Origin of the sequence: Caulobacter sp. Root1472 (assembly GCF_001426985.1) — a bacterium.
Lineage (GTDB): Bacteria > Pseudomonadota > Alphaproteobacteria > Caulobacterales > Caulobacteraceae > Caulobacter > Caulobacter rhizosphaerae.
Genome location: NZ_LMFX01000015.1, coordinates 121,092 through 144,057, shown reverse-complemented (window position 1 = coordinate 144,057; position 22,966 = coordinate 121,092). Strand labels below are relative to the sequence as shown.

Below are 22,966 nucleotides of genomic sequence, written 5' to 3'. Positions count from 1 at the left end.
ACCTTGCCGTGCGATTGACCCGTAGAACCACCCTGGCCCTGGCGGCCGGCGCCGCGACTGGCGGCCTGGCGTCCAAGCCGGCTAACGCCGCACCGGCCTCGCCCCTGCGGCTCTGGTACCGCCAGCCGGCGCAGGAATGGGTGGAAGCCCTGCCGGTCGGGTCGGGGCGAATGGGCGCGATGGTGTTCGGCGGCGTGGCGGCCGAGCGGCTGCAATTGAACGAGGACACCCTATGGGCGGGCGGCCCCTACGACCCCGCCAATCCCGAGGCGCTGAAGGCTCTGCCGGAGATCCGGGCGCTGATTGACGCTGGCGACTACGCCAAGGCCACCGAGGTGGCCGACGCCCGCTTCATGGCCACGCCCAAGCGGCAGATGGCGTACCAGACCATCGGCGATCTGAAGCTGGCCTTTCCAGGTCTCGACGGCCAGGCGACTGACTATGTCCGCGATCTCGACCTGGACGGGGCGATCGCCACGACCCGCTTTACGGTTGGCGGAACCCGTTACACGCGTCAGGTCATCGGCAGCTATCCGGATCGGGTGATCGCCGTGCGGCTGAGCGCCGACAAGGGCCGGGCGATCTCGGTCGACCTGGCTTTCGACTGCCCGCTGAAGTCCAAGCCCGTCTCCAGGGTCGAAGGCGCCGACACCCTTGTGCTGGCCGGGGCCAACGAGAGCCAGCAGGGGATTCCCGCCCAACTAACGTTCGAGTGCCGCGTCCAGGTGATCAACAGGGGCGGGGCCCTGAGCGCCAGGGACGGGGCGCTGTCGGTCGCCGGCGCGGACGAGGTGCTGCTGCTGATTGCCGCCGCCACCAGCTACCGCCGCTTCGACGACGTCGGCGGCGATCCCGTCGCCATCAACCGCGCGGTGCTGGCCAAGGCCTCGGCCAAGCCGTGGGCGGCTTTGCTGGCGACCCACCAGGCCGATCATCGGGCCCTGTTCCGGCGTGTGGAGGCCGACTTCGGAACCACCACGGCGGCGCTGAAGCCGACCGACGAGCGGATCAAAGCCTCGCAGACCACCGACGACCCGGCCCTGTCGGCCCTGTACTACCAGTACGGCCGTTACCTGCTGATCGCCTGCTCCCGTCCCGGCGGCCAGGCCGCCAATCTGCAGGGCGTCTGGAACGACAAGACCTCGCCGCCCTGGGGCGGCAAGTACACGATCAATATCAATACCGAGATGAACTACTGGCCGGCCGAGCCGACAGGCCTGGCCGAGTGCGTCCAGCCGCTGATCGCCATGGTCCGCGACCTCTCCGTCACCGGCGCCCGGACGGCCAAGGTGATGTACGACGCCCGCGGCTGGGTCGTTCACCACAACACCGACCTGTGGCGGGCCAGCGGCCCGATCGACGGCGCCAAGTTTGGAGTTTGGCCAACGGGCGGGGCCTGGCTCTGCAAGCACCTGTGGGACCACTACGACTACAATCGCGACCGCGCCTATCTGGCCGAGGTCTATCCGCTGATGCGCGGCGCGGCGCTGTTCTTCCTCGACGCCCTGGTGGTCGATCCCAAGTCGGGCAAGCTGGTGACCAACCCGTCGATCTCGCCGGAGAACAGCCACGGCCATGGATCGTCCCTGGTCGCCGGGCCGACGATGGACCAGGCGATCATCCGCGACCTGTTCACGTCCTGCATAAAGGCCGCCGCCATCCTGGGGACCGACGCCGACTTCACCGCCGAGCTGACGGCCGCGCGGGAGAAGCTGGCCCCCTACAAGATCGGCAAGGACGGCCAGCTTCAGGAGTGGCAGGAGGACTGGGACGCCGATGCGGTCGACATCCACCACCGCCACGTCTCGCACCTGTACGGCGTCTTCCCCAGCGACCAGATCGCCATCGACACCACGCCGAAGCTGGCCGGCGCGGCCAAGGTGTCGCTGAACACCCGGGGCGACATCTCGACCGGCTGGGCGATCGCCTGGCGACTGAACCTGTGGTCGCGCCTGGGCGACGGCGACCGCGCTCACAGGATCCTGTCGCTGCTGCTGGGTCCCGAGCGGACCTATCCCAACATGTTCGACGCCCACCCGCCGTTCCAGATCGATGGCAATTTCGGCGGGACCTCGGGCATGACCGAGATGATCCTGCAGAGCCGCAACGATCAGATCCTGCTGCTGCCGGCCCTGCCGTCGGCCTGGCCGACCGGGCGTCTGACGGGCCTGCGGGCCCGGGGCGCGGTCGGCGTCGACGTGACCTGGGCGCGCGGCAAGCTGGAATCGGCGGTGCTGACCGCCGCCGCCGATGGTCGCCACCATGTCCGCTACGGCGTCTCGGCGATCGATCTCGACGTCAGGAAGGGCCAGCGCGTGCGCCTGACGGCCCGCGACGGCGTCCTGCGGAAAGCCTGAGCGTGAGCCGTCTGATCGCCTTCCTCTGCGGGCTGGCCGTGCTGGCGGTCGGCCTGGACGCCCGGGCTACGACGCTGCGGGTGGGCAAGGGCGGCGCCTATGCCAGCGTCCGGGCGGCCGTCAACGCCCTGCCGGCCGACGGCGGGACCCTGGAGCTGGCGCCCGGCGAATATCGCGAAAAGCTCGAGATCGCCAAGCCCAACGTCCGGCTGGTCGGCAAGGGCAGGCGACCGCAGGACGTGGTGCTGGTCTGGAGCGACGGGGCGATCACCGCCGGCGGCACGTTCAAGTCGGCCTCGCTCAACGTGTCGGGCGACGGCTTCCGGGCGCGCAACCTGACCATCCAGAACGACTATCACCTGAAAGACGCCCGCCCGTCCCAGGCCGTGGCCCTGGCCATCACCGCCGACCGCGCCGTGCTGGAGCGCGTACGCCTGCTGGGCGCCCAGGACACGCTCTATGCCGCCAGCAAGAAGGGCGCGCCCAGCCGGCAGTACTTCCGCGACTGCTACGTCGAGGGCCATGTCGACTTCATCTTCGGTGACGCCAAGGCGTTCTTCGACCGCTGCCACATCCACGGGATCGCCCACGAGACGGTGATGATCACGGCCCAGAGCAAGGCCAGGCCCGATCAGGACAGCGCCTACGTCTTCGACCGCTGCCGGATCACCGCCGACCCGAAGGTGGGAAGCCTCTATTTCGGCCGCGCCTGGCGACCCTATGCCGCCGTCGTCTTCCTGCGCACCCGCATCGACGCGGCCTTGCATCCGGAAGGCTGGCGCGAATGGACGCCGGGCAAAACCGACACCCTGGGCACGGCGACCTATGCCGAGTTCGCCTCGACGGGGCAGGGGGCCAGCCCGAAGACCCGCGAACCACGCAGCCGCCAACTGACCGCCGACGCGGCCAAGGCCTGGAGCCGCGACAAGTTCCTGGCCGGTCCGGACGGATGGCGGCCGTGAGCTTTCTGTTTCAAGTCCTGACCGAAATCCAAGCCCGATGAGCCGGACGATGCCCCTCGACCGACGAAGCTTCCTGGCCGCCGGCGGCCTGGGCGTGGCGGCCGCCCTGGCGCCAGTTCCGGTCACCGCCGCCGAGGCCGATCCGCTGGCCATCGCCGACGAAGGCTGGAGTCTCTGGATCGACCAGGCCGCGGCCTGGAAGGACGACGCCATCCATCTGCCGGGCGGGTTCGACCTGGCCGCCCTGCCGGTCAATCCGCCGACCGGTGGCTGGGCCAGCCTGGGCTCGTCCGAGGCCCTGCGCGTGGACCTGCCGACCACGGTCGAGCAGCATTGCTGGGGCAAGTTCGGAACGCGGCCCTACGGCCCCGACGAGTACCGCTACGCCGAGGACGACGACGTGCCGCGCTACGGCGCCTACAAGGGCGTGTCGTGGTGGTCGAAGACCATCGACATTCCCACCGCCGCCAAGGGCAGGCGGGTGATGCTGAACATCCGCGGCGCGCGGCTGCGGGCCGAGGTGTTCCTGAACGAGCAGTTGGTCGGCTATTCGATCATGTCGGAGCTGCCGATCGTCTGCGACCTGACGACCGCGATGCGCCCCGGCCAGGCCAACCGCCTGGCGATCCGCATCACCAATCCGGGCGGCCGGTTCGACTGGCGCGACTCCACCACCATGATGTGGGGCAAGGCCAAGCTGTTCGCCTCGCATGGCTTCGGCGGGCTGGATCGCGGCCTGACCCTGAGCGTCCATCCGCTGGCGGCCCGTATCGACGACGCCTGGGCGCTGAACACGCCCGACCCGCGCCGCGTGATCGCCTTCATGGAGATCGCCCTTGAGCGGCCGCTGGCCGAGGACGGGCTGGACCGCTTGAAGGCCAAGGCCTCGGCGACGCTGGTCGACGACAAGACCGGCCAGCCCGTCGTCGCCGACATCAGGCTGGAAGCGCTGGAACGGCTGGACGACCATCGCCTGCGTGCGCGGTTCGCCGTCCACGCGCCCGGCGCCGCGCTGTGGGATCTCGACACCCCAAACCTGCATCGCCTGCGGCTGCGCTGGGCCGAGGCCCGCGACGCCGTCGACGCGCGCGAGGTCCGCTTCGGCTTCCGCTGGTTCGCCCCCGAGGGCCTGGGGACCGACGCCCTGCTGCGCCTGAACGGGCGGCGGGTGCGGCTGTATTCGGCGATTTCCTGGGGCTATTGGGGCTTCAATGGCCTGTGGCCGACCCCGGAACTGGCCCGGCGCGAGGTGAGCTCGGCCCGGACCCTGGGCCTCAACGCGCTGCACTTCCACCGCAACGTCGGCAAGCCCGAGGTGTTCGCGGCGATGGACGAGATGGGTCTGCTGCGGGTGATGGAGCCCGGCGGCGGCCGCCACGCCATCGGCAAGGATCTCAAGCCTGGCGAGACCCTGCCGCCCGCCGATGTGTTCAGCCGCGACTTCATGGTCGAGAAGTGCAAGGCCATGGCCCGGGCCTTCCGTTCGCATCCGTCGCTGGTGCAGTACACCCTGCAGAACGAGATCGGCGCCAACCTGGCCAATCCCGACGTCCAGGCGGTGCTGAAGGCGATCCACGACCTCGACCCCAGCCGCACGGTGATCCTCAACGACGGCTTCGTGGCGCGGGGCGCGGCCCAGGCCATGTACCTGCCCTATGACGATCACTATTACCGCTCGGACGCCGAGGAATGGGGCGGGTGGTGGGTCAACCACCAGGGGGCCGGCGACCAGTGGTACGACCGCTTCTACAAGGGCAAGGACGACTACATCCATCGCCAGACCGGCAAGCCGTTCATCGTCGAGTTCGGCGAGATGCAGGGCTGCGCCGTCGCCGACAACCATGCGGCCATGCTGGTCGAGATCCTGGCCAAGGGCGGCAAGAGCTATGACCTGGAGGATCATAGGGCGGTGGTCGCGGCCACCAACGGCTATCTCGAGCGCTGGGGATTCCAGAAGGCCTTTCCGACCAGCGAGGCCCTGTTCCTGTCGGTCGGTCGCAAGGCCTACGAGGCCTGGCGCGAGTATCTGGAGAACATCCGGATCGGCGACACCGTCGATGTCGCCGCGATCTCCGGCTGGGAGAGCACGGCGATCGAGAACCATTCGGGGATCGTCGATGTCCTGCGCGGCTTCAAGGCCGACCCGGCTCTGCTGAGCCAGAGCCTGCGGCCGGTGCTGGCCATCGCCAAGCCCCGGGGCCTGGCCTATGGCGCCGGCGACAGCGCGGAGCTGGACCTCTACCTGCTGAACGACACGGGCAAGGCGGTCACGGGCGAACTGGTCTTGAGCCTGGTCGGGCCGGACGGCGGCGTCGAGCCTCTGGGCCGCTGGCCGGTTCCGGACCAGTCGCCGGACCGCTTCAGCTATCTGGCGGCCGAGAGCGTCCGCAGCCCGCCGCTGCGCCGCGAGGGCTTGAACCGGATCCGCGTCGCCCTCGGCGACATCGTCTCGGATCGCGAGATCTGGGTGACGGGACCGGCGCCGAAGTCGGCCAGGACAGTGCGCCTCGGCGTCTCCGGAATCGCCCGCAGCCTGCGCGACCAGCTGGCGGCCGCGCCGAGCGTCGTCCTTGAGGACTTCAAGTCGGACGCCCGCTACGACGGGATCATCGCCTCCGGCCTGAAGAGCGACGAGATCGTCCGGCGGCTGGTCGGCGAACAGACCGGCCTGGAGGCCCAGCCCAAGAAGGGCGAAAAGCCTGTTGCCGTCCTGGGCGAGCTGCCGCCCGACGTCCTGGCGGCGGTCAAGGCGGGCGTTCCGCTGCTGGCCATGGTTCAGGAAGACGGTCTGGCCGAGGGCGTGGCCCGGCAGCTTTCGGGGCTGGGTCTCTTCGATTACGCCGGGCAGGTCGGCGGGCTGCGCGCGCCCTGGATGGGCAACTGGAACTATGTGCGCGCCCATTCCACCTTCGCCGGCCTGCCGGTCGACCGGGGCCTGAGCGTCCTGCACCAGGTCGAGGGCCAGCCGTCCAACGGCCTGATCGTCGATGGTGAGGGCCTCGAGGTGATCGCCGCCTACAGTCGTGACCACGACCGCAAGAACGGCGCGGCCAGCTTCGTCGCGCGCCGGGGCGGCATGCGGGTTTTGGTGCACCGGCTGCCGGACATGGCCGGTCCCCTGCAGCAGCGCTGGCTGGCCAACGCTGTCGACTGGCTGGCGCACGGATCTTGAGGGAGGCTGACGTGATGGGTGCAATCAGGATCGGGCGACGGGCGATGCTGCTGGGCGGCGCCCTGGCCCTTCCGGCCTTCGGGGCGGCCGCCGCGGCGCCCAAGCCCCGGATGTTCGAACGCCTGGGCTGGGCCGGCGGCACGCCCGGCGGCGACGGCGGCCAGGTCATTCGGGTCACCACCCTGGCCGGCGACGGGCCTGGATCTTTCCGCGAAGCGGTCAGGGCCAAGGGCCCGCGCACCGTCGTGTTCGACGTGGCCGGCGTCATCGACCTGGGTCGGCGCAGCATCAAGGTTGTCGAGCCCTTCCTGACCATTGCCGGCGAGACGGCGCGCTCGCCCGGCGTGACCCTGGTCCGGGGCGGCTTGGCCATCGAGACCCACGACGTCATCGTCCGCCACCTGCGGGTGCGGGCGGGTCGTGACGGCGCGGCCCCACGCAGCGGCTGGGAGGTCGACGGGATCACCTGCTGGAAGGCCCATGACGTGATCGTCGACCACTGCTCGATCAGCTGGGCCACCGACGAGAACCTGTCGGTCTCGGGACCGCGTTTCACCGGCGGCGAAGATCCCAAGGGCTGGCGGGAAGGGACCTCGCACCGGATCACCTTCAGCAACAACATCGTCGCCGAGGGCCTGTCCAACGCCAGCCACGTGAAGGGCGAGCACTCCAAGGGCAGCCTGATCCACGACAACGCCACGCAGGTGCTGATCGTCGGTAACCTCTACGCCCACAACCGCGAGCGCAACCAGCTGTTCAAGGGCGCGGTCGAGGCCGTGTCGGTCAATAACCTGGTCTACGACCCCGGCACACGGGCCATGCATTATGCGCTGAACGCCTCTGAATGGGTGGGCCACGATTGGCGGACCGGGCGCCTGGCCCTGGTCGGCAACGTGGTCAAGGGCGGGGCCTCGACCGATCCGAGGCTGCCGTTCCTGATCGTCGAGGGGCAGGGCGACCTGGACCTTTATGCGCGCGACAACCAGGCGACCTATGCCGACGGCCGTGAGATGCCGCCGACCCGCGTTCTGCCCACCGAGCCCCTGCCGAAGATCCGGCTGCTTGACAAGCCGCCGATCTGGCCCGAGGGCCTGAGGGTCATCGAGGCGCGACGCGTCGAGGCCAGGGTGCTGGCCAACGCTGGCGCGCGGCCGTGGGACCGCGACGCCGTCGACCGCCGCATCGTCCAGGACGTGCGCCGCGGGACCGGCCGGGTGATCGATGACGAAAACGAGGTCGGCGGCTATCCGCGATAGGGTTTTGCCCCCGACAGGCTCTGCGAAGCTTCCGGAAGGAAGACGGGCCTAGCGTTCGACCACTTGTCTTTTCGCCAAACCCTGGCTCTCGTCTCGCCCCGAGGCCAGGATCGCCAGCAGGCCGTCGATCGAATAGGGCTTGCGCACCAGCGGGAAGCCCTGGGCGCCCTGTTCGGCGATCACATGGCTGTAGCCGCTGGTCAGCACGATCTGCAGGCCGGGGCGCTGCTGCTGGATCAACTGGGCCAACTCCAGCCCGTTGATCCCGGGCATGACCACGTCGGTGAACACCAGGTCGAAGCCCTCGGCGTCGTTGTTCAGCGCCTTGAGCGCGGCCTGCCCGTCGCCCACCCAGGTGACCGCCTGGCCCAGCTCCTTGAGGAGACCGGCCGCGAACTTGCCGACGCCCTCGTTGTCCTCGACCAGCAGGACCCGGCGGCGCGGGATGTTCGAGACGTCCGCCAACTGGGCGGCGGAGGCCGGGACGGTCGTGACCTGTCCGGCGGCGCTGGGCAGGTAGAGGGTGAAGGTCGTGCCGACATCCAACTGGCTGGCGACGTCGATTTCGCCCCGTGACTGCTTGGCGAAGCCGTAGACCTGGCTGAGGCCCAGGCCCGTGCCCTTGTCCACCGGCTTGGTGGTGAAGAACGGCTCGAAGATTTTCTGGAGCGTCTCGGGCGACATGCCCGTGCCGTCGTCGGAGATGTCGACGGCGACGAAGGCCCCGTTGGCGGCGGCGTGGCCTCGGACGGCCGGGACGCCGCCGACGATCCTCGCGCCGATCCGGATCGTCCCGCCGCGCGGCATCGCGTCCCGGGCGTTGATGACCATGTTGAGGATCGCGGTGTCGAACTGGGTGGGGTCGGCCTCGACGAGGTGTTCGGTCTCGGGCAGGTCGTTCTGGATGGTCACCGACGAGCCGATCATGCTGCCGATGATCCGATGCAGGCCCCTCAGGCGGGTGCAGACGTCGAAGACCTCGGGCTGGAGCGGCTGGCGGCGGGCGAAGGCCAGAAGCTGCCCGGTCAAGGTCGCGGCCCGCTCGGCGGTCTCGGCGATCGCCTCCACATAACGCGTCCGCTTCTCCTCGGGCACGTTCGGCCGCCGCAGGAAGTCGGCCGAGGCGCGGATCACCGTCAGCAGGTTGTTGAAGTCGTGCGCGACACCACCGGTCAGCCGCCCGATCGCTTCCATCTTCTGGGCCTGGACCAGGGCTTCGCGCGAGCGCTCCAACTCCTCCTCGGCGCGGCGTTTTTCGCTAATGTCGCGGGTCACCTTCGCGAAACCCAGCAACTTGCCGGTCTCGTCGTGGATCGGATCGATCAGGACGCTGGCCCAGAACCGTTCGCCGTTCTTGCGGACGCGCTGGGCCTCGCCAGAGAACTTGCCCTCGCGGAGCGCCGTGGCCAGGGCCCTGGCCGGCGCGCCGGCCTCACGATCCTCCGGCGTATAGAACAGCGAAAAGTGTCGGCCGATGATCTCGTCGGCGGCGTAGCCCTTGATGGCCTCGGCGCCGGCGTTCCAGTTGGTGATGTTGCCCTCTGGATCGAGCATGTAGATGGCGTAGTCCTTGACGCCCTGCACCAGGAGCCGAAAGCGCTGCTCGCTTTCGTACAGCGCCCGGTCGGCCGCGCGCTGCTCGGAGACATCGCGGGTGATCTTGGCGTAGCCGATCACCTCGCCGTCTTCGATCACCGGATCGATCACCACGTGCGTCCAGAAGCGCGTGCCGTCCTTGCGCACGCGCCAGCCTTCGGATTCGAACCGGCCGTTGGTCGCCGCGGTATGCAAGGCCCGCTCCGGCAGTCCCGCCGCACGGTCCTCGTCGGTGTAGAAGGTCGAGAAATGCCGGCCGACGATCTCGTCGGCGGTATAGCCCTTGAACAGCTGGGCGCCGATGTTCCACGTCGCGACGCGCCCCTCGCTGTCGAGCAGATAGATCGCGTAGTCCTTGACCGCGCTGACCAACAGCTGGAAGCGGTCGGCCTGAGCCAGGTCGGTCAAACGACGGGAAAGCATGAAGTCAGGCATACCTGGAAGCGCTGGCGTTGGAAGTGGAACCCCGCGTCCGCCCATGAGGTTCCGTAGGGCGGCGATATCACGCGCCCGCCGACCATCGCGCGCTCCGGGATCACGCGCAACCTGAAGGGCGCGCGGGAGCCCAGGTCTGATCGCCGGGACTAGGGAATTCCCTAGCTGGCGGCTGCGGCCGTCCGCGCCGAAAGTCCCGGCGTCGCCGAGGTCGGCGGCCAGTCAGGGAGTTTCGCCATGCTCGACGCCACATCCTCGACCACGGTCCGCCAGGCCCCGCCTCCGCCGCCTCCGCCGCCCTCGCTCGAGCCCGCGAAGGACGCGGTCAACACCGTCCACAAGGCGATGGAAAGCGGCTTCTTCAATCCGATCACCAACGGCGACGTGAAGAACGCCGTCGGCGCCCTGAAGGGACTGGACGCGACCAACGCCAAGGCGGCGATCAGCGAACTGGCCAAGGACGGCGGGCTGGACAAGCTGGCCTCCGAGATCAACGACGGCAAGAGCTTTGGCCTGGGCGGCCTGTCGGCCGACGAGAAGCGCGACTTCTTCACCGAGATGGCCAAGGACCTGGGCGGGACCGAGCTGAAGTCGCTGTCCGACGCCTTCGCCAAGGCGGGCGGCGACTATCATGGCAAGGCCGACGTCGAGGCCCTGGGCAAGGCCATCGCCACCCACGCCACCCCCGACGCCAAGCTGGATTACGTCAAGGCCCAGGCCGGCTCGACCCTGGACCACGCCGCCGACACCACCAGCCCGTTCACCCTGGGCGGCTCGATCCGCGTGACCAGCCACGGCGACGCCGAGGCCGCCGCGGTCGGCCAGGTGCTGGCCAGCCTCAAGGGCAATCCCGCCGTCGCCGAGCAGGCGTTCAAGGCTCTCAGCCCCGACCAGCTGCGCGGCGTGCTGTCGGCGTCCATTCATCGCGAAGAGATCGACACCACGACCGTTTCGATGGGCGGCGCGGCGCACAGCAACAGCACCTCGCTGGACACTTCCACCTACAAGGCGATCCTGGAAGCGGGCGCTCAATCGACCGACGCCGATTTCAAGGCCAAGCTGTTCGCCGAAGGCTCGGCGGTGCTGAAGGATGTCCCGCAGCAGAACCTGCTGCTGGGCGTCAGCGTCATGGACCGCGACGCGGCGACGCGGACCATGGCCGAGGGCCTGACCACGGTGCTCAAGAGCGACGTATCGGGCGTGATGCGCGAGCTGTCGCTCAACATCGAGACTCGCGACGGCACGGCCTTCGCCACCTACGCCAAGCAGATGCTCAACGACAAGCAGACCGAGCCCCTGGCCGACATGATGCAGCAGCTGCAGGTGGGCGGGACCAAGAACGAGAATCCGATCAACCGGTTCGAGGCGACCGAGAAGGTCACCCTGCCCAATGGCGACAAGGTCGATCGCTACGAGAACGCCACGGCCTTGGGCCACTATGTCGGCGGGGTGCAGGCGGCCGCCGCCTCGATCACCACCGACCGCAAGGAACAGGCCGAACTGCTGACCGCCGTTCTCAAGAGCGGCCTGACGATCGTCGACAAGGCGGGCTGGGGCGGCAAGGGCGTCGGGGCGGCCGCGGCGGTGGCCAAGGAATGGGTGAGCATCGGCACCAACGCCGCGCTCAAGGCGATCCAGGACGATCCCTCGGCCGCCGGCAAGGCGCTGGACCTGATGGCCGTTCCGACCAACTCCAAAACAGGCGAGGAGGCGGTGGGCAGCAATTCCAAGAGCGCCTACAACACCGCCCTGGACACCGTTGTGCGTCAGGCCAAGCCCTGACGCCGGCGCACCGCCGACGTCGAGGCCTGATGACGCGACCGACGACCCCCTTTGCCGCGTCCTTGCTGGGCGCGGCTCTCGCCACGACCCTTGGCCTGGCCGCGTGCGGCCAGGCGCCGGCTGCGCGAACCCCCGCGCCGCCGGCGCAGTTCGTCGACGCCCGCACCTTGCCTCTGAGCCAGGCCTCGGCCGGCGACTATGATCGCGTGCTCGAAACGGGGCTGGCCGCCGAGCCGCAGATCTGGCGCGCCCCGAACGTCAGCACCAAGGTCTATCGTGCGCCCGTCGGGCTGGGGCGCGAGGCGATCGCCGCCTATTACCGGAAGGCCGCGGCCGAAGGCGGCTGGCTTCCCGATCCTTCATCGACGCCGCCGGCGCGCGCCCTGGCCGGGCAGTACTGGTCGTTCGGCTACAAGGCCGGGCCCCGTCGGTTCATGGTCGCCGGAGTCGAGCCAGGTCCCGCCCTCGCCGTTCCGCCGGCGGGCCTGCCGGTCGTGGTGCGCACCAACGCGGACTAGATAGCGCCGCGATCAGGCGAACCTTTCTTCAGGCATGAAAAATCCCGGACCCGCGCGAGCGGATCCGGGATCCAACGCGGTCTCGGCGAGGGTTCAGAACCGGGCCGCGTTCACCAGCGGCAGGGCCGCGAAGGGCTTCGCCGCCACGGTCGCGGCGACGTCGATGTCGCCCTTGACCAGATTGCCCAGCAGCCAGCCGGTCAGCATCAGACCGAGGGTGGAATTGAAGGCTTCCAGAGCCTCGCGCAGGCCCTCGGCGCCCGGCTTGGTTAGGTTGAAGTCGGCTTGGCCGACGGCGGCGCCGGTGATCGAGCTGGTCCAGCCGCTGCCGGCGCCGTCGTTCTCCTTGATCACCAGGCCGTCGTCATGGGCCGCGTCGAGCGCATGGCCGCTACCGCCCAGCGAGACCTTCAGGTCGCCCTTGGTCTGCTCGCTGACCCCGTCGATCACCAAGGCCTGGTCGCCGCGCGTGACCACGATCTGCTCGGCGTAGGTCATGTTGTTCCACTTGGAGGTTTCGGTGTTGATCGTGATCTTCGTGCCGTTCTCGAGCACGAAGGTGGTCGTGCCCCAGAAGTCTCCGACCTGCTTGCCATTGTAGCTGACGTGGGGATCGCCCCAGATGCGCGTGGCGTTGCCGTCGGCGTCGCGGATGACGACCTCCGAGCTGGCCTCGTTGATCGACAGGGTGTTGCCGTCGCCCAGGTCGATCTCGGCCTTGCCGCTTTCGGGCATGGCGGCGGTGAACTTCGGCTGGCTGGGCGCGGCCTGGAAGGCCCCGCCGGCCATCAGGCCGAGCGTGAACTGCATGGCCCCGAACGTCCGCAGTCCCTGGCCCATCGCGGCCCCGATCTCCGTCAGCAAGCTGGCGTTCACGGCGCTCGCCAAGGCCGTGTTGATGCTGGTCATCCTTCAACCCCTGTCCAATCGTGCCGGCCGCGTCCTGCGGCCTCGATCGACAGTTGGCGCCGGACGCGACGGGGCCGCTAGCTGGGGCGTACCCCATCAGGGTATTCCCTAGTGACGGTTAGTGCGCCTGTCCCGACATCGCCCGCAGCACCTGCAGGATGGTCGAGGGCCGCGCGCCGATCTCGTTCAGCAGCAACTGGACCAGGCCGGTCAGCATGGCCAGCACCACCGCCGTGGCGATCCACGACTTAATGGCCAGGCCGAGCGAGAAGACGTTCAGCTGCGGGGCGTAGCGGTTGATCAGCCCCAGGCCGCCGTCGACCAGGTAGAGGATGGCCAGGGCGGGCGTGGCCAGCATCACCGCCAGCACCATCAAACGCGAGAACTCGCCCTCGAATAGCGACAGACTGCGCAAGGACAACACGGGCGTCAGGCTGCCGATCGGCCAGACCGCATAGCTGTCCAGGACCGTGCCGACCAGCAGCAGCAGCCCGCCGGAAAACATGAAGACGAAATTGGCCAGCCGCGCCAGGAACTCGCCGTTCAGCGAGGTCTGGTGGCCGCTCAGGGGATCGACGACCTGGGCGATGGTCGCCCCGACCTTGGCGTCGATGATTTGGCCCGCCGCCTCGAAGGCCCACAGCATGGTGCCGAAGAAGAAGCCGATGACCACCCCGATCAGCGCCTCCTTGCCGAAGATCAGGATCCACTGGACGGTCGGCAGGTCGCTGTGGGCGATCTGCGGCTGCAGGGTGATGACGATCACCCCGAAGGCCAGGAAGATCGAGTTGCGCACGAGCGCCGGCACGGTCTCCGGCGACAGCAGGGGCAGGAGCATGAAGGCCGCGGCGATCCGCGTCGCCCCCACGGCCAGCACCAGGGTATTGGCGAAGATCGCGCCCAGCCAGTCCGGCGCCGTCTCCGGCATCAGCGGCGGACCATGGCCGGGAACTCGGTGAACACCCGGTCGCCGAACCGGTAGAGCGTGCCGCCCAGCAGGCTGGCCGTCAGGAAGATCGTCAGCACGATGGCGAAGAACTTGGCGGCGTACTGCAGGGTCTGCTCCTGCAACTGGGTGGCCGACTGGATGATGGCCACGGCCACCCCGACCACCGAGGCGGCGACGATCGGCGGGGCTGACAGCATCAGCACCATCCACAGCGCCTGGTTCACCAGCTCGATGGCCTGGGCGTTCATCATCGGAGGCTCCTCACGTGTAGGACAGGACCAGGCCGTGGGCGAGTTTCACCCAGCCGTCGATCAGCACGAACAGCAGCAGCTTGAAGGGCAGGGACACCGTCGTAGGCGACAGCATCATCATGCCCATGGCCAGCAGGATGTTGGAGACCACCAGGTCGATGATCAGGAAGGGCAGGAAGATCAGGAAGCCGATCTGGAAGGCGGCCGCCAACTCCGAGACGGTGAAGGCCGGCACCACCACGATGAAGTCGCGCTGGGTCATGGCGCGGGCCTTGTCCGGGCCGTTGATGCGCTGGGCGGTCTTCAGGAAGAAGGCTCGCTCGCGCGGCGTCGAATGCTTCATCAGGAAGGCGCGCAGCGGCTCCTTGGCCTTGTCGGCGTAGGTGAACAGCGCCTGGGTGTCGCTGCTGACGGCGGCGACGGGTTTGACGTCCTGGTTGGCGGCGGCCATCTGCTGGCCGACCGGGTACATCACGTACAGGGTCAGGATCAGGGCCAGGCCATTGAGCACGATGTTGGGCGGCACCTGCTGCAGGCCCAGGGCGTTGCGCAGCAGGCTGAGGGTGACGACGATCTTGGTGAACGAGGTGACCATCACCGCCACGAACGGCGCAAGGGCCAGCAGGATGACGGTGATCAGGGCCGAGCCGGGGGTGAACGACGACAGGTCCATCCGGGGTCAGGCTCCCTTCGCCAACTGTTCGATCAGCACGCCGTAGGCCTCGCCCACGGCCACCAGTTTTCCGGTGGCGATAGGGTGGTCGCCGGCCAGCAGCACGGCCGTGGCGTCACGGGCCGAGCCGCCCAGAACCACGGTCGAGCCGGGGCGCAGGCCGGTCAGCTCCGACAGGGGCAGGCTGGCCTCGCCCAGCATCACCCGGAGGCTCACGGGCAGGTCGGCGGGCGCGACGGGGGAGGTGTCGGGAACGGCGGCCTCGGCCGGTTGGACGAGGGCGTCCAGGGGTGGCGCGGTCATGGCGCTCTCCTCCAGGGCGATGACGGTGAAGCGGCGGTCGGCCGGGTCGAAGCGTCCGATCAGTCGGCGGTCGGGCAGGGTCAGGCGGGCGTCGCCCGCTCGACGAGGGCCCCAGCCGGCCAGCACGATGTCACCGGCCCTCAAGGCGGCGACACGGGCGGCGGAGACGACGGCGGCGTCCAGAACCAGTGTCCCGGCGATCGGCACGGCCAGGTGGGCGCCGTCGCTGGAAAGGTCGATCGCCGGGGCCGGCCAAGTGGCGGGCGCGTCGGCGGGGATGTGCAGGACCACGCGGCTCGTCGCCGTCTCGGCCTCCCGCGCGACGTCCAGGGCGATGGCGATTCCCGCCTCCGAAGGCCGTCTGGAGATGTCGGTGGGGTCGAGACTAAGGCCCGTCACCGTCTCGATGGCCGCCAGCACCGGCTCCAGGCGATCCAGGGCCACCAGCAGGGCGGCGTCGTCCGCTGGCGCGAAGGGAGCGCCGTCCAGGACCAGGATCGCCAGGCGCGGCGCCTCGGCTTCCGATCCGAACACGATCCACGGACCCGGCGGCGGCTCGACCAGGCTTGCGCCGACACGCAGGCCGGGGACGGGGAGGGCGGACATCACCGCCAGGGCCCGGTTGCGGGCGGCGACCTGCGCGGAGTCGAAGCGCTCCAGATCAAGAACCATCGGTTCGGCGTCGAGCACGTCGGTCATGCGTCGCTGTCCGTCGTGCCGGTGATGGCCATGCGGACCAGCTCGGTCAGGCTGGCCGCCTCCATCTTGGCCATGATCCGCGAGCGGTGCAGCTCGACGGTCTTGGGGCTGATGCCCAGCTCGTAGGCGATGATCTTGTTGACCCGCCCGGCGACGACCAGGGCCATCACCTCGCGCTCGCGTTCGGTCAGGCTGGCCAGCCGGCGGGCGTAGAGGTCCTGGCCCGGCGTGGTCGCGGGGCGCAGACGGGCGAAGGCCAGGCCGAGGGCCTCCTCCAGCGCCGCCTCCTGGAAGGGCTTCTCCAGGAAGGTGATCGCGCCCTTCTTCATCGCCTCCACCGCCAGCGGCACGTCGGCATGGCCGGTCATGAAGATCACCGGCCGCTCGCAGCCGCGCGCCTTGACCGCGTCCAGCAGCTCCAGCCCGGACATGGTCGGCATCCGCACGTCGAACAGCAGGCAGGCGTCGGGCGGCGGGTCGCCGGCGTCGAGGAAGGCCTGCGGGTCGTCATAGGTCGTCACCGCATAGCCCAGGCTTTCCAGCCACCAGGCGGCCGACTGGCGGAACTCGCCGTGGTCGTCGACCAGGCAGACCGCGCCGAGGCTGCGGGGCGTCTCCGGACGCGAACCGGCGGCGTCTTGGACGGAAGTCATGGTTCATCCTCCTGGCGCGCCGTCGGCAGCGCGATGTGGAACACGCTTCCCCCCGATCCCTGACCTTCGCGGGTGTGCCAGAGGCGACCGCGATGCAGCTCGATGATCGAGCGGCAGATCCCCAGCCCCACGCCCATGCCGCCGGGCTTGGTCGAGAAGAACGGCGAGAACATCCGGCCGGCCGCCTCTTCCGAAACGCCGGGGCCGGTGTCGGCCACGGTCAGCTCGACCATCCGCGTCGAGCCCTCCAGGCGACGGCCGGCAATGGCCAGGCGGCGGGGCTGGGGCTCGCTTCGCATGGCGTCCAGGCCGTTGCGGGCCAGGTTGACCAGCACCTGCTGGATCATCACCGCGTCGCCCAGCACCGGCGGCAGGTCGTCGTCGAACACCGTCTGGGCCGAGACGCGGTCGCGGGCGATTTCCCAATCCAGCAGGTCAAGGGTGGCCCGGGCCAGGCGCGGCAGGTCCAGGGGCTCGACCTGCGGCTGGCGCTGCTCGACGAACGAGCGCATGCGCTGGATCACGCCGGAGGCGTACAACGCCTGGTCGGCGGCCTTGTCCAGGGCCTCGACGCCGTCGGCCACGGTCAGGGCGTCGCGCGACAGCCGCGCCTTCAGCCCGCGCACGATGTTGGCGATCGAGCCGATCGGCTGGTTCAGCTCGTGGGCGATCATGGTCGCCATCTCGCCGACCGACATCACCCGCGAGGTCAACAGCAGGCGCTCGCGATCGGCCAGCCGCCGCGCCTCGGCCTCCTGGCGCTCGGCGGCGTCGGAGAGCTTCAGGTAAAGCCGCCCATCGGCGCTGCGGCCCGGGCGGACCTCCAGCACCGCTTCGCCGCCCTCCAGCGGAAGGGAGCCGGTCTCGCCGCGCTCGGCCGCCGCCAACGCGGCGTCCAGGGCGGGCGGCGCGATGTCGCCGGGCGAGGCCCCCGGCATCAGCCGGGCGAAGGCGTCGGTGCGCCAGACCAGGCGCGGCGGCGCGCCCTCGAACGCCCCGACCGCGAGGTCCAGGGCGGCGAAGGCGGCCTCGGCCGGATCCAGGTCCGGCGCATGCAGACGCAGCGCCCTCATGACCGGCCCCCTGCGACAGGCGGTCTCACTAGGGAAAACCCGAATGGCGTCGGCGCGTTCTCAGCCGTATCCAGGGTGCGAAGGAGTCCGCCATGTCCACCATCCGCATCGACGCCAACGCCGTCTCCGGCGTCTGGGCCCGGGGCCTGGACAGCGCCTCGCCGTCCGTCGCCGGCCGTCAGGGCCAGGCGTTCGGCGATTTCTCGGCCTTCTCGCGGCAGGAAGGCGCCCTGAGCCTGTCCTCCGCCCATCGTGATCTCGACAGTGCGGCCCGCGCGGTCAGCGATCGGCTCACCGACACCCGCGACAACGGCTTCGGCTGAGGCTAGCGTCCCGGCGTCATGGCCGAACGCATCCTCAAGGCCGAGCCGGACTGGTTCGGCGCCGCCCAGGCCCTGGTCGAGGGCCTGCAAGGGCAACCCACCCTCGACGGCCGGGTCGACGTGCTGGAGCGCGTGTGCCTGGACCTGGGCGAGGCGCTGTATCCCGGATTCGCCAAGCTGCTGGCCGCCGTCGACCATTTCGGCGACCACGAGGTCAAGGTCCTGGTCGCCGACGCCCTGGCCCAGGCCCTGATGACCGCGCGCCTGCCCTCGACCCGCCTGCCGGCCTGGGGCGCGGGCGGCTTTGCGGGATTGGGGCTGGGCGGCCCGCTGCGCACCAACAGCCGCAATGTCGGGCCCCTGGAATTCCTCTGCGTATGGCTGGTGCGCGACGTCAGCGACGAGGCCCTGGGCGGCGAGGCCTTCGAGACGGCCGCGACCTATCTGGTCGACCTGATCTCGGCCTCGCCCCGCGCCGCGGCGCTCTATGTTGACAAGCTGCGCACCGACGCCAGCGACCCGACCGAGGGACTGCACAACGCCCAGACCCGCCGCCTGATCGAGACCCTGGCCGAACGCTGGGCCGCCGGCGACGCCCCCGCCGAAGTGGCGCGCGCCGTGGCCCGGGCGGCCGAGGCCGACCAGGGTGTCGCGCGCTGGGGTTTTCCGCTCCGCTGAGCCCATCAGCGCACCTTCGGGATCAGGCGCTCGAAGTCGCCATCGTCCGCCTCGACCTGCAGGTCGGCCAGGGTCAGGCCTCGCACCTCCAGGCGCTTGCGCAGGGCCTCCAGCGCCTTGGTCACCTCGGGCGTGGCGTTGGGATGGGCGGCGAGGGTCAGCGACAGCGACCCGTCCGCGCCGCGCGCCAGGCCCAGGCCCGTCAGCGGCGAGCCGCGATCGGCCAAGCCCATGGCCACGCCCTTCGACGCATTGCCCCCGGCCGCCAGCCAGGCCTTCTCCATGGCCGCGGCGAAAGCCTCGATCTCCGCGCTCGTGGCCCCGGCCGGGAGCTGGATGACGACAGGCTCCGCCGCGCCATGGGCCGCCGCGCCGGGCGTGCCGACCCCGTCGACGGGGGCCTTGTCGGTCGTGGCCGCATCGGCGCCCTTGAAGTCGTGGGCTGGACCGAACAGGGCGGCCAGGTCGGCGCCGTCCTCGGTGCGATCCTCGTCCTCGCGTTCCGCGCGGTACGGCTGACGGGCCAGCGGCGCATGACGCTCGGCCGCCTGTTGCAAGGCGGCGTGAAACTCGCCGTCGCGCCAGGGCGTGGCGGGCTCGCTGGTCGGTCGCGGTTGGGGCGTGGTCGGGCGCTCGGCGGTCGAGACGTCGCGGGTGGTGGTCATCGCGTGGCCCTCCGGGCGGGCAGTTCCTCGATCTCCTGCTGCTGGCGCTCGTCGCGCCGGGCCAGCAGCGCCGAGCGGGCGCGGTCGCGCTGGCCGCTCATCGCCTCGAACCGGCCCTGGGCGCGCACCAGCACGCGCAGGGCGGCGTCCAGGGTCTCTTGCGTCCTATGGACGGCGACGCTTTCGTGTTCGCGCAGATCCAGGTCGCGTGCCCGGGCCTCGACCACCATCTCGCGGCGGGCCAGGGCGGTCTCGACCATGGCGGCGGAGCCGGACAGGCCTTCAGCGAACCAGGCGTCCAGGCGGGCCAGGGCCGCGTCGTGGGCGGCGATGGCGCGGTCGCGGACGGCCAGGGCCGCCTCGGCGGTCGCCAGGGCGTCACGGGCCGCGACCGCTTCCAGGCGCGCGACCTCGACCCGCCGCTCACGCAGCCGGACGACGGGAGTCAGGATGTCCAGCTGACGGCGCGGGTTCATGCGACGGTCTCGGCCAGGGTCGCCAGGGCGTCGGCCAGGGCGATGCGCTCGTGCGGGCTCTGGCGCAGCAGCGCCTCGATCGCCGGCCGCCTGGCGATGGCGACATCGGCCAGCGGATCGCCGCCGGCCTTGTACTCGCCGATCTGCAGCAGGAACTCGATGTCGGCGTACTTGGCCATCCAGCCGCGCACACTGGCGGCCTGGGCCTGGTGCTCGGCCGAGGCCACGCGCGGGAAGACCCGGCTGAGGCTGGCGGCGATGTCGATCGCCGGATAGTGGCCGGCCTGGCCCAGCTTGCGCGACAGGTAGATGTGGCCGTCCAGGATCGACCGGACCTCCTCGCCGACCGGGTCGCCGCCGTCCTCATCCTCGACCAGCACGGTGTAGAAGGCGGTGATCGCGCCGCCCTCGGCCGCGCCCGCCCGTTCGAACAGGCGCGGCAGTTCGGCGAAGACCGACGGCGGGAAGCCCCGGCGCACCGCCGGCTCGCCCACCGACAGGCCGATCTCGCGCAGAGCGCGGGCGAAGCGGGTGACGCTGTCCATCTGCAGCATGACCTTCAGGCCCCGAGCCCGGAAGCCCTCGGCGATGGCGGTGGCCACATGGGCGGCGCGCACCCGCTCCATGGCGGGTCGATCGGAGGTCGAGACGATCACCACCGAGCGCGCCAGACCCTCGGGACCCAGGCAGTCGTCAAGGAACTCGCGCACCTCCCGCCCGCGTTCGCCGATCAGGGCGATGACGTTGACGTCAGCCTGGGCGTGACGGGCGAACATGCCCAGCAGGGTCGACTTGCCGCCGCCGGCCATGGCGAACACCCCGACCCTTTGCCCCTCGCCGGTGGTCAGCATCGTGTCGACGCTGCGCACGCCGGTGGCGAACACGCTGTCGATCGGCGAGCGCGCCAGGGGATTGGGCGCCTCGCCATAGACCGCCTGCGGACGCAGCGGGCCGGCGATCGGGCCCAGGCCGTCCAGCGGCTCGCCATGGGCGTCCAGCACTCGGCCCAGCAGGCCGTCGCCGACCCCGATCTCGCTGCGGCGCGAGCCGGCCAGCACCTCGGCGTCGATCGACAGGCCCTCCAGTCGAGTCAGGGGCGTCAGGATGGCCGCGCCGTCCTGGAACCCGACCACCTGGGCCTTCACGCGGCCGCCGCTGGCGCGGTCGACGATCTCGCACTCCTGGCCGATGCGGGCGTTCAGGCCCGTGGCGCGGATCGTGGTGCCGAAAGCCTGGACCACCCGGCCGCGTCGCTCGACGGTGCGGGCGTGGCGCAGGGCGTCGCGCAGGATGGCGTCGGGCGCGTTCATGCGGCGGCCTCGTCGCGGGCGGCGAACACCGACTCCAGCGCCTTCAACTGGACTTCGAGCCCGGCGTGGGTGCGGCCCGACGGGGTGTCGAGCACGCAGTCTCCGGCCGCCAGGTCGGGGTGGCCGTGCACCTCGATCCGCGCCCCGATCGGCCACAGGCGACGGCTTACGGCGCCGACCGCCTCGGGGGCGACGCGGACGCCGATCGGCTCTTCCGGCAGCAGGTCGCGCGCGGCCTGCTCGGCCAGGGCGGCCAACACGTCCTCGGGCGCGAGGCCGGCGGCGATGCGACGGACGATATCCAGGGCCAGGGCGGCGGACGAGGCGCGCAGGCGAGCCCGTTCGGCCTGCAAGGCGTTGTGCACGCCGGCCAGGGTCTCGGCGGTCTCGCGAGCGGCCTTGGCGGCGCCCTCGGTGCGACCGTGGGCGAAACCCTCGGCGACCGCGGCGTCGCGGGCGGCTTGGCGGTGGTCTTCCAGACTGGCGACGATCTCGGCGGCCTGGGTCAGACGGGCGACGTCTTCGCGGCGCAGGATCGGATCGTCGGTCAGCAGGGCCGCGGAGGGGGCGGAGGCGAGCAGCAGATAGCTCATGCGGCGGCCTCCATGGCGCCGGCCTCGAGCGCCAGCAGGCTTCCGCGCGCCGCATGCAGGGCGGCCTGGCCGACGGCGGCCGGCAACGGCCAGGGCTGGGCGTCCAGCAGGTGGGCCAGGCGGACCGACAGGGCTGGGCGGTCCGCGAGTTCGGAGAGCAGCACCGCCGCGCCCAGGTCCCGCAGGCCGGCGTCGCTGGCCAGGGCCGTGTCGCAGGGCGAGGGCGGGATCAGGCCGGCCGGCGTGGCCAGCACCGCGTCCAGCGTCGCCTCGCCCAGTCGGCGCGCGAGGCGGGCCAGCACGCGGCCGTCGATCGTGCGGCGCAGAGCCGGGGCGCAAGCCATGGCGCCGGCCAGGTGGACGAACAGGTCGCGGCGCTCGGTTGGCCAGGACGCCCAGTCGGGCAGGGCGGCGATGTCGGCGAAATCCACGGCGGGGGCGCAGCCGCGCCCCGCGCGCTCGGCCAGCCGGCGCGACAGGCGCCGCGCCCGGGCGCCCAGGTCGACCGCGAGGCCGGCCGGCGCGCCGGCGGCGTCGAGCACGCGCGCCCGGGCGACGATCCGGGCTCGGGCGTCCGCGCCGCTCATGCCGCCGGCCTCTCGGTCTCGACCGCGCGCAGGCGGGGCCGGGGCTTCTTCTTCGGACGGCGGGTCAGTAGGTAGGCGGCCACCCCGCCCACGGCCAGCACCACGGCGATGGCGGGCACGGTCAGGGACTTGACGGCCGAGGGCTGGGCCTGGGTCATCACCGGCCGGGCCGGGAACATCACCACCGTCACCTTGTCGTAGGGCAGGCCCTCGATCGAATTGGTGACCAGCGCCTTGATCGACCCCACCTGCCCCGACAGATCGACGTCAGGATTGTGGCGGATGAACACCGAGGCCGAGGACGGTTTCTGGGTCTCGGCCAGCGGATCGGCCTCGGGCACGGCGATGTGGACCCGGGCCTGGACCACGCCATCGATCGACGAGATGGTCTGGCTCAGCTCCTGGCTGAGGCCGTACATCAGCCGGGCCCGCTGCTCCATCGGCGAGGAGACGAAGCCCTCCTTCTTGAAGACGTCGCCCAGGCTCTCGAACTTGTCGCGGGGATAGCCCTGGTCGTGCAGCACGGCCACGGCGGACGAGAACTGCTCGGGTCGGGTCTTCAGGGTCCAGACCTTGCCGTCCTTGGTGCTCTTGGCGGCCGAGACGCCGGCGTTCTGCAGCACGGCGACCATCTCGTTGGCCTCGCGTTCGGAGAGGTCGCCGTAGAGCTCCTTCTCGGCGCAGGCCGAGAGGAGCAGGGATGTGGCGGCCAGGACGGCCAGGAGGCTCCTGCGCATGTTCGCCTC

At 70.5% G+C, this 22,966-nt stretch carries 22 protein-coding genes; 8 read left to right on the top strand and 14 right to left on the bottom strand.

Translation table 11 applies throughout. The features are described 5' to 3' along the window. The first annotated feature begins 8 nt into the window (after positions 1-8). Genes ASD47_RS12555 through ASD47_RS12540 form a run of 4 tightly spaced genes read left to right on the top strand, consistent with a single transcriptional unit; the run spans position 9 to position 7,747 of the window. A complete protein-coding gene (locus ASD47_RS12555; RefSeq protein WP_056756733.1) occupies positions 9-2,357 on the top strand; it encodes a glycoside hydrolase N-terminal domain-containing protein in 2,349 nt (782 codons plus the stop codon). 2 nt (positions 2,358-2,359) lie between these two features. Continuing rightward, positions 2,360-3,319 carry a pectinesterase family protein gene (locus ASD47_RS12550; RefSeq protein ID WP_235525868.1) on the top strand — a complete coding sequence of 320 codons (960 nt, stop codon included), beginning with the start codon at positions 2,360-2,362 and terminating at the stop codon, positions 3,317-3,319. A gap of 49 nt (positions 3,320-3,368) precedes the next feature. Beyond that, positions 3,369-6,491, top strand: coding sequence for a sugar-binding domain-containing protein (locus ASD47_RS12545; protein ID WP_200945258.1), 3,123 nt, complete (start codon positions 3,369-3,371; stop codon positions 6,489-6,491). A gap of 14 nt (positions 6,492-6,505) precedes the next feature. Next, a complete protein-coding gene (locus ASD47_RS12540) occupies positions 6,506-7,747 on the top strand; it encodes a polysaccharide lyase family 1 protein (RefSeq protein ID WP_156402225.1) in 1,242 nt (413 codons plus the stop codon). Between the two features lie 48 nt (positions 7,748-7,795). On the opposite strand, the gene ASD47_RS12535 is transcribed toward ASD47_RS12540, so the two are convergent. Continuing rightward, positions 7,796-9,766 carry a PAS domain-containing sensor histidine kinase gene (locus ASD47_RS12535; RefSeq protein WP_056756781.1) on the bottom strand — a complete coding sequence of 657 codons (1,971 nt, stop codon included), beginning with the start codon at positions 9,764-9,766 and terminating at the stop codon, positions 7,796-7,798. Between the two features lie 249 nt (positions 9,767-10,015). Between ASD47_RS12535 and ASD47_RS12530 the strand changes: the two genes are divergently transcribed. Both ASD47_RS12530 and ASD47_RS12525 read left to right on the top strand, forming a co-directional pair. Beyond that, positions 10,016-11,560 (top strand): hypothetical protein, encoded by a 1,545-nt coding sequence (locus ASD47_RS12530; RefSeq protein WP_056756724.1) that lies wholly within the window; start codon positions 10,016-10,018, stop codon positions 11,558-11,560. 29 nt (positions 11,561-11,589) lie between these two features. Continuing rightward, positions 11,590-12,078: a hypothetical protein gene (locus ASD47_RS12525; RefSeq protein ID WP_056756715.1), complete on the top strand. Its 489-nt coding sequence runs from the start codon at positions 11,590-11,592 to the stop codon at positions 12,076-12,078. Between the two features lie 93 nt (positions 12,079-12,171). On the opposite strand, the gene ASD47_RS12520 is transcribed toward ASD47_RS12525, so the two are convergent. The 7 genes from ASD47_RS12520 to ASD47_RS12490 all read right to left on the bottom strand — a co-directional run bounded on the left by ASD47_RS12520 (position 12,172) and on the right by ASD47_RS12490 (position 17,588). After that, the gene (locus ASD47_RS12520) at positions 12,172-12,987 is read right to left on the bottom strand and encodes a DUF1521 domain-containing protein (protein WP_056756714.1); all 816 of its coding nucleotides are present in this window, start codon (positions 12,985-12,987) and stop codon (positions 12,172-12,174) included. A gap of 118 nt (positions 12,988-13,105) precedes the next feature. Further along, the gene (gene sctT, locus ASD47_RS12515) at positions 13,106-13,915 is read right to left on the bottom strand and encodes a type III secretion system export apparatus subunit SctT (RefSeq protein WP_056756711.1); all 810 of its coding nucleotides are present in this window, start codon (positions 13,913-13,915) and stop codon (positions 13,106-13,108) included. Then, positions 13,915-14,187: a type III secretion system export apparatus subunit SctS gene (gene sctS / locus ASD47_RS12510; protein WP_056756707.1), complete on the bottom strand. Its 273-nt coding sequence runs from the start codon at positions 14,185-14,187 to the stop codon at positions 13,915-13,917. Before sctS ends, sctT begins: the two co-directional genes overlap by 1 nt. Positions 14,188-14,197: 10 nt before the next feature. Continuing rightward, positions 14,198-14,860, bottom strand: coding sequence for a type III secretion system export apparatus subunit SctR (sctR, locus tag ASD47_RS12505; RefSeq protein WP_056756705.1), 663 nt, complete (start codon positions 14,858-14,860; stop codon positions 14,198-14,200). A 6-nt stretch (positions 14,861-14,866) separates the two neighbouring features. After that, positions 14,867-15,862, bottom strand: a complete 996-nt coding sequence (locus ASD47_RS12500; RefSeq protein WP_056756693.1) for a FliM/FliN family flagellar motor switch protein — start codon at positions 15,860-15,862, stop codon at positions 14,867-14,869. Beyond that, the gene (locus ASD47_RS12495; protein ID WP_056756691.1) at positions 15,859-16,515 is read right to left on the bottom strand and encodes a response regulator transcription factor; all 657 of its coding nucleotides are present in this window, start codon (positions 16,513-16,515) and stop codon (positions 15,859-15,861) included. The genes ASD47_RS12500 and ASD47_RS12495 overlap by 4 nt, the downstream gene beginning before the upstream one ends. Then, positions 16,512-17,588, bottom strand: a complete 1,077-nt coding sequence (locus ASD47_RS12490; protein ID WP_056756690.1) for a sensor histidine kinase — start codon at positions 17,586-17,588, stop codon at positions 16,512-16,514. The genes ASD47_RS12495 and ASD47_RS12490 overlap by 4 nt, the downstream gene beginning before the upstream one ends. Before the next feature lie 92 nt (positions 17,589-17,680). Between ASD47_RS12490 and ASD47_RS12485 the strand changes: the two genes are divergently transcribed. Next, positions 17,681-17,911, top strand: coding sequence for a hypothetical protein (locus ASD47_RS12485; RefSeq protein WP_056756688.1), 231 nt, complete (start codon positions 17,681-17,683; stop codon positions 17,909-17,911). An 18-nt stretch (positions 17,912-17,929) separates the two neighbouring features. Continuing rightward, complete coding sequence (locus tag ASD47_RS12480) at positions 17,930-18,589, top strand: hypothetical protein (RefSeq protein ID WP_056756684.1); 660 nt, start codon at positions 17,930-17,932, stop codon at positions 18,587-18,589. Between the two features lie 5 nt (positions 18,590-18,594). Here ASD47_RS12480 and ASD47_RS12475 read toward each other — a convergent pair whose 3' ends face one another. The 6 genes from ASD47_RS12475 to sctJ are packed head-to-tail and all read right to left on the bottom strand — an operon-like array spanning position 18,595 to position 22,957. Beyond that, positions 18,595-19,254, bottom strand: a complete 660-nt coding sequence (locus ASD47_RS12475) for a hypothetical protein (RefSeq protein ID WP_056756681.1) — start codon at positions 19,252-19,254, stop codon at positions 18,595-18,597. Next, complete coding sequence (locus ASD47_RS12470) at positions 19,251-19,730, bottom strand: hypothetical protein (RefSeq protein WP_056756679.1); 480 nt, start codon at positions 19,728-19,730, stop codon at positions 19,251-19,253. Before ASD47_RS12470 ends, ASD47_RS12475 begins: the two co-directional genes overlap by 4 nt. Then, positions 19,727-21,040, bottom strand: a complete 1,314-nt coding sequence (locus ASD47_RS12465) for a FliI/YscN family ATPase (protein ID WP_056756675.1) — start codon at positions 21,038-21,040, stop codon at positions 19,727-19,729. The genes ASD47_RS12470 and ASD47_RS12465 overlap by 4 nt, the downstream gene beginning before the upstream one ends. Continuing rightward, positions 21,037-21,633, bottom strand: a complete 597-nt coding sequence (locus tag ASD47_RS12460) for a FliH/SctL family protein (RefSeq protein ID WP_056756672.1) — start codon at positions 21,631-21,633, stop codon at positions 21,037-21,039. The genes ASD47_RS12465 and ASD47_RS12460 overlap by 4 nt, the downstream gene beginning before the upstream one ends. Further along, positions 21,630-22,220, bottom strand: a complete 591-nt coding sequence (locus tag ASD47_RS12455; RefSeq protein WP_056756667.1) for a hypothetical protein — start codon at positions 22,218-22,220, stop codon at positions 21,630-21,632. Before ASD47_RS12455 ends, ASD47_RS12460 begins: the two co-directional genes overlap by 4 nt. Continuing rightward, positions 22,217-22,957: a type III secretion system inner membrane ring lipoprotein SctJ gene (gene sctJ, locus ASD47_RS12450; RefSeq protein WP_056756664.1), complete on the bottom strand. Its 741-nt coding sequence runs from the start codon at positions 22,955-22,957 to the stop codon at positions 22,217-22,219. Before sctJ ends, ASD47_RS12455 begins: the two co-directional genes overlap by 4 nt. Positions 22,958-22,966: the final 9 nt, after the last annotated feature.

Bases quoted from the DNA above. Each gene is read 5' to 3' on its own strand.
- ASD47_RS12545 (WP_200945258.1), top strand. From the start codon at position 3,369: ATGCCCCTCGACCGACGAAGCTTCCTGGCCGCCGGCGGCCTGGGCGTG.
- ASD47_RS12540 (WP_156402225.1), top strand. From the start codon at position 6,506: ATGGGTGCAATCAGGATCGGGCGACGGGCGATGCTGCTGGGCGGCGCC.
- ASD47_RS12535 (WP_056756781.1), bottom strand. From the start codon at position 9,766: ATGCTTTCCCGTCGTTTGACCGACCTGGCTCAGGCCGACCGCTTCCAG.
- ASD47_RS12530 (WP_056756724.1), top strand. From the start codon at position 10,016: ATGCTCGACGCCACATCCTCGACCACGGTCCGCCAGGCCCCGCCTCCG.
- ASD47_RS12525 (WP_056756715.1), top strand. From the start codon at position 11,590: ATGACGCGACCGACGACCCCCTTTGCCGCGTCCTTGCTGGGCGCGGCT.
- ASD47_RS12520 (WP_056756714.1), bottom strand. From the start codon at position 12,987: ATGACCAGCATCAACACGGCCTTGGCGAGCGCCGTGAACGCCAGCTTG.
- sctT (WP_056756711.1), bottom strand. From the start codon at position 13,915: ATGCCGGAGACGGCGCCGGACTGGCTGGGCGCGATCTTCGCCAATACC.
- sctS (WP_056756707.1), bottom strand. From the start codon at position 14,187: ATGATGAACGCCCAGGCCATCGAGCTGGTGAACCAGGCGCTGTGGATG.
- sctR (WP_056756705.1), bottom strand. From the start codon at position 14,860: ATGGACCTGTCGTCGTTCACCCCCGGCTCGGCCCTGATCACCGTCATC.
- ASD47_RS12500 (WP_056756693.1), bottom strand. From the start codon at position 15,862: ATGACCGACGTGCTCGACGCCGAACCGATGGTTCTTGATCTGGAGCGC.
- ASD47_RS12495 (WP_056756691.1), bottom strand. From the start codon at position 16,515: ATGACTTCCGTCCAAGACGCCGCCGGTTCGCGTCCGGAGACGCCCCGC.
- ASD47_RS12490 (WP_056756690.1), bottom strand. From the start codon at position 17,588: ATGAGGGCGCTGCGTCTGCATGCGCCGGACCTGGATCCGGCCGAGGCC.
- ASD47_RS12485 (WP_056756688.1), top strand. From the start codon at position 17,681: ATGTCCACCATCCGCATCGACGCCAACGCCGTCTCCGGCGTCTGGGCC.
- ASD47_RS12480 (WP_056756684.1), top strand. From the start codon at position 17,930: ATGGCCGAACGCATCCTCAAGGCCGAGCCGGACTGGTTCGGCGCCGCC.
- ASD47_RS12475 (WP_056756681.1), bottom strand. From the start codon at position 19,254: ATGACCACCACCCGCGACGTCTCGACCGCCGAGCGCCCGACCACGCCC.
- ASD47_RS12470 (WP_056756679.1), bottom strand. From the start codon at position 19,730: ATGAACCCGCGCCGTCAGCTGGACATCCTGACTCCCGTCGTCCGGCTG.
- ASD47_RS12465 (WP_056756675.1), bottom strand. From the start codon at position 21,040: ATGAACGCGCCCGACGCCATCCTGCGCGACGCCCTGCGCCACGCCCGC.
- ASD47_RS12460 (WP_056756672.1), bottom strand. From the start codon at position 21,633: ATGAGCTATCTGCTGCTCGCCTCCGCCCCCTCCGCGGCCCTGCTGACC.
- ASD47_RS12455 (WP_056756667.1), bottom strand. From the start codon at position 22,220: ATGAGCGGCGCGGACGCCCGAGCCCGGATCGTCGCCCGGGCGCGCGTG.
- sctJ (WP_056756664.1), bottom strand. From the start codon at position 22,957: ATGCGCAGGAGCCTCCTGGCCGTCCTGGCCGCCACATCCCTGCTCCTC.